At 64.0% G+C, this 13,086-nt stretch carries 15 protein-coding genes; 8 read left to right on the forward strand and 7 right to left on the reverse strand.

Going from position 1 to position 13,086, the window contains the following annotated elements:
• Window positions 1–18: 18 nt before the first annotated feature.
• Window positions 19–1,296 (reverse strand): tRNA uridine-5-carboxymethylaminomethyl(34) synthesis GTPase MnmE, encoded by a 1,278-nt coding sequence (gene mnmE, locus GQO94_RS03495; RefSeq protein ID WP_156839752.1) that lies wholly within the window; start codon window positions 1,294–1,296, stop codon window positions 19–21.
• Between the two features lie 35 nt (window positions 1,297–1,331).
• On the reverse strand, window positions 1,332–1,604 hold the full coding sequence (locus GQO94_RS03500; RefSeq protein WP_156839753.1) for a DUF6489 family protein: 273 nt from the start codon (window positions 1,602–1,604) through the stop codon (window positions 1,332–1,334).
• Between the two features lie 110 nt (window positions 1,605–1,714).
• On the opposite strand from GQO94_RS03500, the gene GQO94_RS03505 reads away from it, so the two are divergent.
• From GQO94_RS03505 to GQO94_RS03515, 3 genes are read left to right on the forward strand one after another with little or no spacing between them, the layout of a single operon-like run.
• Entirely contained in the window at window positions 1,715–2,413 is a 699-nt protein-coding gene (locus GQO94_RS03505; protein ID WP_156839754.1) for a dienelactone hydrolase family protein, read from the forward strand.
• 3 nt (window positions 2,414–2,416) lie between these two features.
• Complete coding sequence (locus GQO94_RS03510; RefSeq protein WP_156839755.1) at window positions 2,417–4,006, forward strand: FMN-binding glutamate synthase family protein; 1,590 nt, start codon at window positions 2,417–2,419, stop codon at window positions 4,004–4,006.
• Between the two features lie 30 nt (window positions 4,007–4,036).
• Complete coding sequence (locus tag GQO94_RS03515) at window positions 4,037–5,005, forward strand: quinone oxidoreductase family protein (protein ID WP_156839756.1); 969 nt, start codon at window positions 4,037–4,039, stop codon at window positions 5,003–5,005.
• A 27-nt stretch (window positions 5,006–5,032) separates the two neighbouring features.
• On the opposite strand, the gene GQO94_RS03520 is transcribed toward GQO94_RS03515, so the two are convergent.
• The 5 genes from GQO94_RS03520 to hemE all read right to left on the reverse strand — a co-directional run bounded on the left by GQO94_RS03520 (window position 5,033) and on the right by hemE (window position 9,095).
• Window positions 5,033–5,752: a TerC family protein gene (locus tag GQO94_RS03520; RefSeq protein ID WP_156839757.1), complete on the reverse strand. Its 720-nt coding sequence runs from the start codon at window positions 5,750–5,752 to the stop codon at window positions 5,033–5,035.
• A gap of 21 nt (window positions 5,753–5,773) precedes the next feature.
• Window positions 5,774–7,030: a transcription termination factor Rho gene (gene rho / locus GQO94_RS03525; protein ID WP_156839758.1), complete on the reverse strand. Its 1,257-nt coding sequence runs from the start codon at window positions 7,028–7,030 to the stop codon at window positions 5,774–5,776.
• A 192-nt stretch (window positions 7,031–7,222) separates the two neighbouring features.
• Window positions 7,223–7,567, reverse strand: coding sequence for a hypothetical protein (locus GQO94_RS03530; RefSeq protein WP_156839759.1), 345 nt, complete (start codon window positions 7,565–7,567; stop codon window positions 7,223–7,225).
• A gap of 14 nt (window positions 7,568–7,581) precedes the next feature.
• Window positions 7,582–8,025 (reverse strand): CopD family protein, encoded by a 444-nt coding sequence (locus GQO94_RS03535; RefSeq protein WP_156839760.1) that lies wholly within the window; start codon window positions 8,023–8,025, stop codon window positions 7,582–7,584.
• Window positions 8,026–8,069: 44 nt separating this feature from the next.
• Window positions 8,070–9,095: a uroporphyrinogen decarboxylase gene (gene hemE, locus GQO94_RS03540; protein ID WP_156839761.1), complete on the reverse strand. Its 1,026-nt coding sequence runs from the start codon at window positions 9,093–9,095 to the stop codon at window positions 8,070–8,072.
• A gap of 369 nt (window positions 9,096–9,464) precedes the next feature.
• On the opposite strand from hemE, the gene GQO94_RS03545 reads away from it, so the two are divergent.
• From GQO94_RS03545 to dnaQ, 5 genes are read left to right on the forward strand one after another with little or no spacing between them, the layout of a single operon-like run.
• On the forward strand, window positions 9,465–10,310 hold the full coding sequence (locus GQO94_RS03545) for a pyruvate, water dikinase regulatory protein (protein ID WP_156839762.1): 846 nt from the start codon (window positions 9,465–9,467) through the stop codon (window positions 10,308–10,310).
• A 10-nt stretch (window positions 10,311–10,320) separates the two neighbouring features.
• Complete coding sequence (locus GQO94_RS03550; protein ID WP_156839763.1) at window positions 10,321–10,905, forward strand: Maf family protein; 585 nt, start codon at window positions 10,321–10,323, stop codon at window positions 10,903–10,905.
• Window positions 10,902–11,732: a shikimate dehydrogenase family protein gene (locus tag GQO94_RS03555; RefSeq protein WP_156839764.1), complete on the forward strand. Its 831-nt coding sequence runs from the start codon at window positions 10,902–10,904 to the stop codon at window positions 11,730–11,732. Before GQO94_RS03550 ends, GQO94_RS03555 begins: the two co-directional genes overlap by 4 nt.
• Window positions 11,729–12,349: a dephospho-CoA kinase gene (gene coaE / locus GQO94_RS03560; protein WP_156839765.1), complete on the forward strand. Its 621-nt coding sequence runs from the start codon at window positions 11,729–11,731 to the stop codon at window positions 12,347–12,349. The genes GQO94_RS03555 and coaE overlap by 4 nt, the downstream gene beginning before the upstream one ends.
• A 32-nt stretch (window positions 12,350–12,381) precedes the next feature.
• On the forward strand, window positions 12,382–13,068 hold the full coding sequence (gene dnaQ / locus GQO94_RS03565; protein ID WP_156839766.1) for a DNA polymerase III subunit epsilon: 687 nt from the start codon (window positions 12,382–12,384) through the stop codon (window positions 13,066–13,068).
• The last annotated feature ends 18 nt before the right edge of the window (window positions 13,069–13,086 follow it).

Raw genomic sequence — 13,086 nt, forward strand, 5'->3', positions numbered from 1 at the left:
CTTGTTCCACGTGAAACATCATTTGCCTATGCAGAAGCGACCGAACAGAGCATCGAGCATATCTTCCGTAGTGGTTCGGCCCACCAAGGCATCAAGTGCCGCCCGCGCCGCGCGTAAGCCATCCGCGACCAGAAGCAGATCCGATTCCGCTCGAGCGTCTTTCAACGCGTCCGCCACATCTGCCAGGATGGTCCGCTGCCTCGCATTGAGAGCGACACGACCAGGGCGCGGCACTCGCGTTCGGGCTGCCGCGACAAGATCCTCGCGCAAACTTGAAAGGCCATCGCCCGTGATTGCAGAGACGCGGTGTCGCGGCGAAGACTTTTTAGCGTGATCCGACCGATCGCACTGGGCTTCGACTTCCCACGCGCCTTCCGGCCCCTCCCCTTCCGGACCGAGCCACAGCACCAGATCTGCCCGGAGCAATTCTTGCCGCGCGCGCTCCATTCCGAGCGCCTCGATCCGGTCGGCGCCGGGTGCGCGCAATCCGGCGGTATCGAGGAATTGGAAGGCTGCACCGAGGATCGCGACGGGGCGTTGCAGAACGTCGCGCGTCGTTCCGGCGAGGTCGCTGGTGATTGCCGCGTCTTCGCCCACCAGTGCATTGAACAGCGTGCTCTTGCCCGAATTGGGCGGGCCGGCGATGACCACGCGTAAACCCTCGCGCAAGGCTTCCGCATGAGGGGACGCCAACCAGTCATCCAGTTCGGCGATGAGCGCGGCGAGACCGGCGCGATCCACATCGCCCGCCTCGCCCACGTCGTCCTCGTCGCCGAAATCGAGCAAGGCCTCGACGCCGGCAGCCAGCATCAGAATGCGTCGTCGCCAGTCGTCGATCTGGCGCGACAACTGGCCCTGCGAGAGCGCCAAGGCATTGGCGCGTTGCCATTCGGTTTCCGCCGACAGCAAGTCGGCGAGACCTTCGGCTTCGGCAAGATCGATACGACCGTTGGCAAACGCGCGGCGAGTGAACTCCCCCGCCGTCGCGCGGCGCAATTCCGGAATGGCGGCAAGCGCCGCCTCGACGGCCGCGACGACTGCCCTGCCCCCATGGCAGTGCAGTTCGGCAAGATCTTCGCCGGTGGCGGTGGACGGTCCGGGAAACCACAAGACGAGCGCTTCGTCGAGCAGAGCACCTTCCGCGCCTTGCAACCGGCGCAGGCTCGCACGGCGGGGTTGCGGCAGACTGCCCGACAGTCGGCTTAGGGCAGATCCGGCATCGGGACCACTGATCCGGATGACCGCCAGGGCGGCGGGCGGAGCGCCGCTCGATAAAGCGAAGATCGTATCCGTCACGTCGTTCAGCGCCCGGCGAAGCGCGCGCGCTAGCGCTAGCTCTTGGGTTTGGTGTCCTTGGTCGACGGACTGGCCGACGTGGCCATCGCCGCTCCGCTTTCCATCAGCTGCTGGAACAGCTTCAAGCCGAACTGACCCATCGGCGCTATCTGCTTGGCCATGTCGTTGAGTTGGTCGAAACTGCCGACCCCCCTCATCGCGTTTGCCAGTGCATCGACATAGACGTCGTTCGCCTTGGTCACGTCGGGAAGGCCAAGGAAACGACGAGCTTCCTCAGGAGAGCATTCGACCTCGACATTGACCTTCATGTTGAAATCTCTCCAAAACCATTATTTGCACCTTTGCTGACACATGCGGTTGGCAAAGTCCATGGCGGGCGCTTACCTGCACGGTGACTTGCTATCATGAGGAGAGGCCGATGACGTGCGATACCCAGATCCCGACACTCGAAGGTGACGATGCGATTCCCGCATATGTCGCAAGGCCGGAAGGGACCCCCAAGGCCGCCATCATCGTGCAGCAGGAAATCTTCGGCGTGAACGCCGGCATCCGGCAGAAGGCCGACAAGTGGGCGGCAAAGGGTTATCTTGCAGTCGCGCCGGATACCTTTTGGCGCCAGGAACCGGGTGTCGAACTCGATCCCGCCGTCGAAGAGGAACTGCAAAAGGCCTTCGCCCTGGCCCAGGGCCACGATTTCGAGCTCGGCATTCGCGATATCGAGGCCGTCATTCACTGGATCCGCCGCGAGCAGAACGTATCCAAGGTCGGCCTCGTCGGCTTCTGCATGGGCGGGCGCATCGCCTACATGACGGCCGCGCGGACCGACATCGATGCCTCCGTCGGCTATTATGGCGTGACGATCGATCAGATGCTCGACGAAAAGCACGCGATCGCCAAGCCACTCATGCTGCATATTCCGACGGATGACGGGTTTGTCGACGCCGAAGCGCAGAAGAAGATGCACGAAGGCCTCGACGATCATCCCAAGGTCACGTTGTACGATTACGAAGGCCTAGATCACGGGTTTGCCGAGGAAGTAGGCCAGAGGCGCGACCAAGCCGGAGCCCAGCTCGCGGACTCGCGCACCGAAGAATTTTTCGCCAAGCACCTCGCGTAAGCATTGTCTCTCGCACCCCGCTATTTCGTACCGCTCCTCCTCGCAGCCCTGACCGCGCTCTTTGCGCTGGTGCCGTGGCTGCGATGGGGACTGGTCCTCGCCGTGCCGGCTCTGGCGATCGCCCTGTACGACTTCGTCCAGAACAAGCACACGCTCCGCCGCAACTACCCGCTGATCGCACGGACGCGCTGGTTCTTCGAGGATCTGCGCCCGTTCCTGCGCAGCTACATCGTCGAAAGCGATCTGGAAGGCCGGCCGTTCAGCATCGACGAGCGCGCGCTGATCTATGCCCGCGCCAAGGGCGATCTTGCCGCCCACCCGATGGGCACCGAGCTTGACGTCTATTCGGACGAATACGAATGGCTGGGCCACTCGATTGCGCCGAACGAAGCCGCACCGGAAAGCTGGCACTTGCGGATCGGGGGCGAGGAATGCGCGAAGCCGTATAATTCATCACTGCTCAATATATCGGCGATGAGTTTCGGTTCGCTCTCGGGCCGCGCGATCGAGGCGCTCAACAAGGGCGCGGAAATGGGCGGTTTCGCGCATGATACGGGCGAAGGCGGGATCTCGAGATACCATCGCAAGCACGGCGGCGACCTCATATGGGAGCTTGGTACCGGCTATTTCGGTTGCCGCGCGAAAGATGGCGGGTTCGATCCCGACTTGTTCGCCGAGCAAAGTGCCGATGATCAAGTCCGCATGATCGAGATCAAGCTGAGCCAAGGCGCGAAACCCGGCCATGGCGGCGTGCTTCCCGGGGCAAAGGTCACGCCCGAAGTCGCCGAGGCCCGCAAGGTGGAGCCGTGGCAATCGTGCGATTCGCCCGCTGCGCATCGGACCTTTTCGACGCCCGTCGGTTTGCTCGAATGGATCGTCGACTTGCGCCGACTATCGGGCGGCAAGCCGGTCGGCTTCAAGCTGTGCGTCGGCATGCCGCACGAAGTCATGGCGCTGTGCATGGCCATGCATGAAACCGGGATCACGCCTGATTTCATCGTCGTCGACGGCGCCGAGGGCGGGACCGGCGCCGCGCCGCAGGAGCTGACCGACAATATGGGCATGCCTTTGCGCGAAGGCCTGATCCTGATGCGCAACGCGCTGGTCGGCACCAATTTGCGCGACAAGATCAAGCTGGGCGCTTCGGGCAAAGTCCATTCCGGCGCGGGGATGGCGCGGGCCTTTGCGATCGGCGCCGATTGGTGCAACGCCGCGCGCGCCTTCATGTTTTCGCTCGGCTGCGTGCAATCGATGAAGTGCCACACCGGCGAATGCCCGACAGGCGTGGCGACGCAAGTCGCATGGCGCCAGCAAGGCCTCATCGTCGAGGACAAGGCGGAGCGAGTCGCGCGTTTCCACAAGGCCACGCTGGATTCGCTCCACGAGATCGTCGTCGCCATGGGGCTCGACGATCCCTGGAAGCTGACGCAGCACGAGATGTATCAACGTATCGATGGCGCCCGCGCAGGACCGCTCGACGATGTCTATCAATTCCTCGAGCCGGGCCAGTTGCTCGAAGATCCGGATTCGACGCATTACGCGCGGGCCTGGTCCTGTGCGCGCCCGGATACGTTCCGCAAGGTCTTCAATTAAGGCCCGCGCGGCCGGCAGGAGAATATCGCCATGGTCGAAGGTTATCGCATCGTCGTGCGGTCCACCGGCGGGCCGGACGTCCTGGAACGCGAGGACATGCACTTCCCGGATCCCGGTCCAGGCGAGCTTCTGATCGAGACCGAGGCCATCGGCCTCAACTTCATCGACACGTATCATCGCACCGGGCTCTATCCGCTGCCCCTGCCCTTCACCCCGGGATCGGAAAGCGCGGGCCGCGTCGTGGCGGTCGGCCCCGGCGTAGACGATTTCGCAGCGGGCGATCGCGTGGGCTGCGTCCAGGGCGGTGCGGCTTATGCCACGCATCGCACCATCCAGGCTGCGCATGCAGTACGCTTGCCCGACGCGATTTCTGCGGATGTCGCGGCGGCAACGATGCTCAAGGGTTTCACTGCCAGCTACCTCGCCGAAGATCTGATCGATCTGAAGCACGGCGATATCGCGCTGGTCCATTCCGCTGCCGGCGGAGTTGGCTCCATCCTCGTCCCCTGGTTGATGGACAAGGGCGTGACGGTCGTCGCGCATGCCGGAACACCGGAAAAGGCGGCAAGCGTTACGGCATCGCATGCGCTTTCATGCCCTTTGGACGCCCTGCCCGAAGCCTTGCGCGACGCGACCGGGGGCCGCGCGGCGGACGTCGTTTACGACGGCGTCGGCGCCGATGCCTGGGATGCCTCGCTCCAGTGCTTGCGGACACGCGGGTTGATGGTGTCGTTCGGCAATGCCTCCGGGCCAGTGCCGCCGATCCTGCTGACCGACCTGATGAAAGCCGGCTCGCTCTTCGTCATCCGCCCGACGATGGGCGACTTCATCGCGACGCCGGAAATGCTGGCAACGACCGCGTCCCGCCTGTTCGACCGGATCGAACGCGGGATCATCGTCCCTCGCATCGGCCAGCGCTACGCTCTTGCCGATGCCGCCGAAGCCCACCGCGCGCTGGAGGCACGCGAAACGACCGGTTCGACCTTGCTTAGGGTGTGATCGAACCGGTCAACGTCCGATTTTTACTCAGAAAAGCGTACCGATGCCGAGCTGCGGATCGACCCAGCCATCGTAGATCATCTTGCCCGCGACATAGAGGATCACCACCAGTCCGAGGTAGCCGAGCCAGCGATGCCGCTCGATATATTTGGCGATGACATTGGCGGCGAGGCCCATCAGTACTACCGACAGCAGCAGGCCGACGATGAGAATGCCGGGATGCTCGCGCGCTGCACCTGCCACGGCAAGCACGTTGTCGAGGCTCATGGATACGTCGGCGAGCGCCACCGCCCAGGCCGCACCGGCGAACGAGCGCGCCGAACGCAGCCCGCTGCCTTCATCGCCCTCGATTTCGGGCGACCCTTCGCTCTGGCCCGAGTGACGCAGCTCGCGCCAGAATTTCCAGGCAACCCAGAGCAGCAAGACGCCGCCCGCGAAAATCAGCCCGACGATGCCGAGCAGCCAGGTCACGATCAAGGCGAACACGATGCGCAACACCAGCGCCGCGCCGATGCCGATCATGATGACCTTACGCCGCTGCTCCGACGGCAAGCCCGCGGCCAGCGCGCCCACGACGATCGCGTTGTCGCCCGCCAGCAACAAGTCGATCATCAGCACTTGGCCGAAGGCAGCCAGCGCCGCCGGTTCGGTGATGTTCGAGAAGTCGGCGACGATGTGCTGCCAAATGTCAGCCGGCCCGCCGAGTGACATGCCCTCGGCAGCCGCGGCGGACAGCATCGTGATCATGTCGAAAATGGCGTGTCTCGCTTACTGATTCATGGCGTCGAAGAAGTCTTCGTTTGTCTTGGAATCCTTCATCTTGTCGAGCAGGAATTCCATCGCGTCAATCGTGCCCATCTGCATGAGGATACGGCGCAGCACCCACATCTTGGAGAGCTGATCCTTGGCGACCAGCAGCTCTTCCTTGCGCGTGCCGGACTTGCCGACATCGAGCGCGGGGAAGATGCGCTTGTCGGCGACCTTGCGATCGAGCACGATCTCGGAATTGCCGGTGCCCTTGAATTCTTCGAAGATGACTTCGTCCATCCGGCTGCCGGTGTCGATCAGCGCGGTGGCGATGATCGAGAGCGAACCGCCCTCCTCGATGTTTCGCGCCGCACCGAAGAAGCGCTTCGGCCGCTGCAGTGCGTTGGCGTCGACACCGCCGGTCAGGACTTTGCCCGAGCTCGGCACCACGGTGTTGTAAGCGCGGCCGAGACGCGTGATCGAATCGAGCAGGATGACGACATCGCGCTTGTGCTCGACGAGGCGCTTGGCCTTCTCGATCACCATTTCGGCGACTTGCACGTGGCGCTGCGCGGGCTCGTCGAAGGTCGAGGAAATGACCTCGCCCTTCACCGAACGCTGCATGTCGGTGACTTCCTCGGGTCGCTCGTCGACGAGCAGCACCAGCAGGAACACTTCAGGATGATTGTCAGTGATGGCTTTCGCCATGTTCTGCAGCAGCACGGTCTTACCCGTGCGCGGCGGCGCGACGATCAGCGCGCGCTGGCCCTTGCCCTGCGGGCTGATCAGATCGATCACGCGGGCCGACTTGTCCTTCACGGTCGGGTCGAGCGTATCGAGCCGCAGCCGTTCGTCGGGATAGAGCGGGGTCAGGTTGTCGAAGTTGACCCGGTGACGCACCACGTCGGGATCGTCGAAATTGACCTTGGTCAGCTTGGTGATCGCGAAGTAACGCTCACCGTCGCGCGGGGCGCGGATTTCGCCTTCGACCGTATCGCCGGTGCGCAGGCCCCATTTACGAACCTGGTTGGGCGAAACGTAGATATCGTCGGGCCCGGCGAGATAGTTCGCCTCGGGGCTGCGCAGGAAGCCGAAACCATCGGTCAGCACCTCGATGGTGCCCAGACCCATGATTTCCTCGCCATCTTCAGCGACTTCCTTGAGAATGCCGAACATGATGTCCTGACGGCGCATGGTCGAGGCGCCTTCGACGCCCATTTCTTCCGCCATCTCGACCAGTTCGGCCGGCGTTTTCTTTTTGAGTTCTTTCAGGTGCATCGCGCAGGATTCCGCATGGAATGGAAAAACAAGAGAATTTCGTTCCGGCGGGACATTTGGGCTTGGGGAAAGCAGATCCGGGCGCGAAGATTTTCGACAGCCGGTGCCGGAAGACGACTTTCAGATAGGCGTAGACCCGCTCGCGGTCAACGCGTCTTGTTGAAGCCAGGCTCGCCAGTGGCGATTCTCAGGTCAGTGTCCGCGAGATTCGCCACTGCCCTGCATCATCCGTCCGACGATCTCCAGTTGCGAGGCACGTTCCGACATTTCGCGGCTGCATCGCTCGGCATCGGCCTGCGCGCTTTCCAGCGTGTAGCGCGGTGATTTCAGCAACTGGATCATGTAGACCTGGAAATTGAAATCCGGCTGTCGGCCTTCGAGCCGGCCCAGATAGTACATGATCGAAGCGAGCGTTCCGGCGTCGGGTTCTTCCTTTTCGGCCGCGCCTGCCGCGAACACCGCCATGCAGCGCAAGTCCGCTTCCGCTTCGGGTTCGAGCTTGGCGAGCGCGCTCGCGGCCAGCAGCGAAAGCAGCATCAACGGCTCTTCTCCTAGAACGGGCGGACGATCACCAGCACGACGATCAGCGCGACGGCGAGCCCGGGAACCTCGTTGAGCAACCGCAGCTTGCGCCCGGTCAGCTTGCGCTCGCCGCGTGCCAGCTTCTTGGCATAACCGACGAGGTAGCCGTGATAGCCGCTCAGCAGCACCACGAGCAGCAGCTTGACGTGGAACCAGCCTTGGCTGAACGCGCCAGTGGTGATCGCCAGCAGCAGCCCCAGCACCCAGACGATGATCAGCGCGGGCGTCAGGATGATCTTGCGCAGCTTGGCCTCGCGCTCAATCCACAAGTCATTTTCCGGCGAATCGGGCTCCGCTTCCTGGTGGTAGACGAAGAAGCGCGGCAGCATGAACAGCCCCGCCATCCAGAAGATCACGAAGATCACGTGGCCGGCCTTCAGCCAGAGATAGAGGTTCGACAAGGTCTGTTCCATGACGCCCACTTTAGCGCCGTAGGGCCGTGCGAGTCAGCAAGGAGTTATCCACGCCAGCCGCGGACGGTGGACAACAATTGCTCGACGTGCGCGATCGGGGTTTCCTTGCCGATGCCATGGCCGAGGTTGAAGACATGCGGCCGCCCGGCGAAGGCCTCGAGCACGTGCCGCGCCCGGCGGTCGAGCTCCTCACCGCCCGCGAGCAGCAACAGCGGATCGAGATTGCCTTGCACCGGCAAACCCTCCGGCAAGTTGGCGTGAATCCAGTGCGGATCGATGGTCTCGTCGACACCGACCGCTCCGACCCCGGTCTCGCGCACATAGGCGGGCAGTTTCTCGCCGGCACCCTTGGGAAACCCGATCACCGGAACATCGGGATGGCTCTCGGCCAGCGCTGTGACGATCTCGGCATTGGGCGCGATCACCCAGCGCTCGAATTCGGCCGGCGCTAGCGTGCCGGCCCAGCTGTCGAACAGCTGCACCGCTTCGGCGCCGGCATCGATCTGGCCGCGCAAGTAGGTGATCGTCACCGAGGTGATCGCTTCGATGATCTCGGCAAAGCCGCCGGGATCGCGATAAGCCATCGCGCGCGCCTCGTGCTGATCACGGCTGCCTTCACCCGCAACCATGTAGGTGGCGTTGGTCCAGGGGCTGCCGGCAAAGCCGAGCATCGTCTGTTCCGGGGGAAGCGCCGCGCGCACCTTGCGCACCGTCTCGTAGATCGGTGCGAGCCGTTCGGGCACCGCGGTCAGGCTAGCGAGCGCGGCATCGGCCAATTTCGGACTGAGGTGCGGGCCTTCGCCGGCCAGGAAAGTCAGGTCCTGGCCCATCGCGTAAGGTACGATCAGGATGTCGGAAAACAGGATCGCGCCGTCGAATCCGAACCGGCGCAGCGGTTGCAGCGTGATTTCGCAGGCCGCGTCGCTGTCGTAGACGAGCGCCAGAAAACCGCCCTTCTCGGCACGCAATGCGCGGTATTCGGGAAGGTACCGTCCAGCTTGCCGCATGAGCCAGATCGGGCGCCGGTCACTCTGCTGACCGCGCAGGGTTTCGAGGAGAAGGCCGGGCATCTCGAGTCCAATCAAACAAAAATAAAGTATTTATAGAAAGGTAGCTGAAGGTAGTTGGTCCTGTGGAAACTGGGGACAGCGCTGCCATGCCCGAATTGTCCCGGGCTGAACAGACCTGCTCGCGAGTGCGACTCCCCGGATGGTACCCGTCAAGCACGGGTTATCCTCCTAATCCCCAGCCTGTGCACGGGCGAGCCTGCCTGTCCGTAAGTTACCCTGAGCGAGTCCGGTAGCGGGTGCGGAATCGCCGATCCGAGTTGTCACCGGGTTCGTCCCATGGTTTATGCTCGCTCCATCCACAGGGTTTGGGAAGGTCGCGAAACGGGTTCGCGGTGCCGCCCGTCAGCGACAGGAGCGACCGCCTCGCCGATGGCGCGCTATCATCTTCATCTGCTATCGGATTCGACCGGCGAAACACTCGAAATGATCGCCAAGGCCGCCTTGGCGCAATTCGACGACAGCGACGTGATCCGCCACTTTTGGCCGATGGTACGTTCGCAGCAGCATCTCGAACGGATCATGGGGGAGATCTCCAGCCACCCGGGGCTCGTGTTCTATACGCTCGTCAACAACGAGATGCGCGCCAAGCTGGAAGAGCGGTGCATGTCGCTCTCGTTGCCCGCGTTCGCGGTGCTCGACGGCGTGACCGATGCTCTGGAGGATCTGCTCGGACAGGAAGCGGCGGGCCGGCCCGGTCGGCAGCACCGGCTCGACGACGCCTATTTCGCGCGCGTCGATGCGATTCAATACACCATCGGCCACGACGACGGCATCAGCTGGGAGGACTGGGAGGATGCCGATATCGTCCTTGCCGGAGTCTCGCGCACGTCGAAGACGCCGACCAGCATCTACCTCGCCAATCGCGGCTACAAAGTGGCGAACATTCCGATCGTGGTCGAGAGCCCCCCGCCCGCTGCCCTGTTCGGTTTGCGGCGGCCGCTGGTGGTGGGTCTGACCACCGCGCCCGAGCGGCTGATTCAAGTGCGCCGCAATCGCCTGCTCTCGCTCAGCCAGTCGCCCGATACCGACTACGTCAATGGCGACCGGGTCGCGAACGAGCTCAAGTACGCGCGCCGGATGTTCGCGGACAACGGCTGGCCGGTGATCGACGTGACGCGGCGCTCGATCGAGGAAACCGCTGCCGCAGTGATCAATATCTACAACGAACGCAGGCTGGCCGCGGGCGAGACGACGCCGGGTTCGAAGCCGATATGACTCAGCCGACGTGATCGTACTCGCATCGAAAAGCGCGTCGCGCCGAGCGATGCTCGAAGCGGCCGACGTCGCCCATCGGGCGGTGCCTGCCGATATCGACGAACGCGCGCTGGAGCGCGAGCTGCAAGGGGCGGGGCCGGAAGCGGTGGCGCTGGCTCTGGCCGAAGCGAAAGCGCTCGCGGTGTCGCGGAGCGAGCCCGAAGCGCTGGTGCTCGGCAGCGATTCCCTGGTCGAATGCGATGGCCGGCGCTTCGACAAACCCGAATCCCGCGAGGCGGCCGCCGAGCACCTGCGCTTCTTCTCCGGTCGCGCCATGGTGCTGCACAGCGCGGCGGCCTTGGCGCGCGGCGGGGAAATCGTGTGGCGCGAAGCCGCCCGGGCAGTGCTGCAAGTCCACCCGCTGTCCGAAGCTTTCATCGAGGAATATCTCAACGCGGAATGGCCCGCGGTGTCCGCATGCGTGGGCGTGTTCCGGATCGAAGGGCGCGGCGTACGCTTGTTCCGGAGCATCGAAGGCGATCATTTCACCGTGCTGGGCATGCCGTTGCTGGGGGTCCTGTCGGCCTTGCGCGAACAAGGAGCCCTGCCGCAATGAGCCTGCCTTATGCCGAAGTGATCGGCGATCCGATCGCCCATTCGAAGTCGCCTCTCATCCATGGCTTCTGGCTCGAAAAGCTGGGCCTGGAAGCGCAATACACGCGCTGCCGCGTGACGACGGATGGTCTCGGCGAGTTCTTCGCGGAACGGCGTGCGATCCCGGCCTGGAAAGGCTGCAATATCACCATCCCGCACAAGGAAGCCGTGCTGCCGTTTCTCGACGGGGTGGAGGATGCCGCGCAGGCGATCGGCGCGGTCAACACCGTGTTTCGCGGCGAATCCGGCGACCTGATCGGCACCAACACCGATATTGAGGGTGTTGCCGAAGCGCTCGTCGGCGCTGAAGACACCGATTCGGCCGTCGTCATCGGTAACGGCGGGGCCGCGCGCGCCGCGTTCGCGCACCTCGCCAGAATCGGCAGCCGCGATGTCCGGATCATCGCGCGCGATCCGGCGAAGGCCATGCGGGTGGCGGACGAATGCGGTCTGACTGCCACTGCCGCGCCGTTCGATCCTGACGCCGATCGCATGCGCGGGGCGCACATCGTCATCAATGCCACGCAGCTCGGAATGGACGGTCAGCCGCCGATGCCGACCTGGATCGGCGAGCAACTGGAGCGAACGGCGGATCGCGCGGTGGTGTTCGACATGGTCTATGCCCCGCTCGAAACCGCGCTCCTCGCTGCCGCCGGCAAAGTGGGCAGGGCGCGGGCGGACGGTCTCGTCATGCTCGTGGGCCAGGCCGCCGCTGCGTTCGAGCGCTTTTTCGGCGTGCCCGCCCCGCGCCAATACGATGCCGGGCTGCGCGCGATCCTGACGGCATGACGCCGCCGCGCCCGTTCATTCTCGGTCTGACCGGATCGATCGGCATGGGCAAATCCGCGGTCGCGGCGATGTTTCGCGAAGCCGGCGTGCCGGTGTTCGACGCCGATGCCGCGGTTCACCAGCTCCAAGGTCCGGATGGCGCGCTCTTGCCCGAGATCGAGGCTGCGTTCCCCGGCACGACCGGGCCCGAAGGCGTCGATCGGCCCAAGCTCGGCGCGGCGGTGTTCGGCGATCGCGCGGCGCTGGCGCGGCTCGAGGCGATCGTGCATCCGGCTGTGGCGGCGATGCGCGCCCGCTTCATGGAAGACAACGCGCAAGCGTCGTTGGTCGTGTTCGACATTCCGCTCCTGTTCGAGAAGACCGGCAAGGCGGGGCTCGATGCCGTGGCCGTCGTCAGTGCGCCTGCCGAAATGCAGCGCGCTCGGGTTCTGGCGCGTCCCGGCATGACGGTGGAGAAGTTCGAACAGATCCTTGCGCTGCAAGTGCCCGATGCCGAGAAGCGCGCGCTTGCCGATTACGTCATCGATACGGGTGTCGCGATGGACGCGACACGCTCGGCAGTGCGAGATCTGGCGGCGCGGCTCGGCAATCGTGACGGTTCGCTTCCGCGCCCTTGAACCAACGCGCGCAGAGGCAGATATGAGGTAGGATGCGAGAGATCATCTTCGATACCGAAACGACGGGTTTTGATCCCAAGACCGGGGATCGGATGGTCGAGATCGGATGCATAGAGATGTTCAACCGGATGCCCACCGGCCAGACGTTTCACGCCTATTTCAATCCCGAGCGATCGATGCCGGCCGGTGCGGAGGCCATTCACGGATTGAGCGACGCGTTCCTCGCGGACAAGCCGCGCTTTTCCGAACGCTGCGCCGAACTGCTTGAATTCATCGCCGACAGCCCGCTAGTCGCACACAATGCCAGTTTCGACTTCGGCTTTCTCGATGCCGAACTGGCGCTGTGCGGGCTCGATCCGGTGTGTCGCTCGCGGATGATCGATACGGTGGCCCTGGCTAAAGTACGCCACCCGGGAGCCAAACTCTCGCTCGACGCTTTGTGCACCCGTTATGGGATCGATCGCAGCCACCGCACCAAGCACGGCGCCTTGCTGGACGCAGAACTGCTCGCGCAAGTCTACGTCGAGCTGTGTGGCGGGCGCCAGATCGGCCTGGAGCTGGTCGAAGACAGCGAGACCGTCACGGTTACCTCGCGGACACGGATCGTCCGCGAACGTCCATTCCGGGCACCCCGCCCGCATACGGCAAGCGCGGAAGAGCTGGCACGGCATGCCGCTTTCCTTGCCCAGGCCGTCGAAGCTCCGCTCTGGAGCGCATGACTTTACCATAAGGAGAAG

The organism is Novosphingobium aquimarinum, assembly GCF_009746585.1.
Lineage (GTDB): Bacteria > Pseudomonadota > Alphaproteobacteria > Sphingomonadales > Sphingomonadaceae > Novosphingobium > Novosphingobium aquimarinum.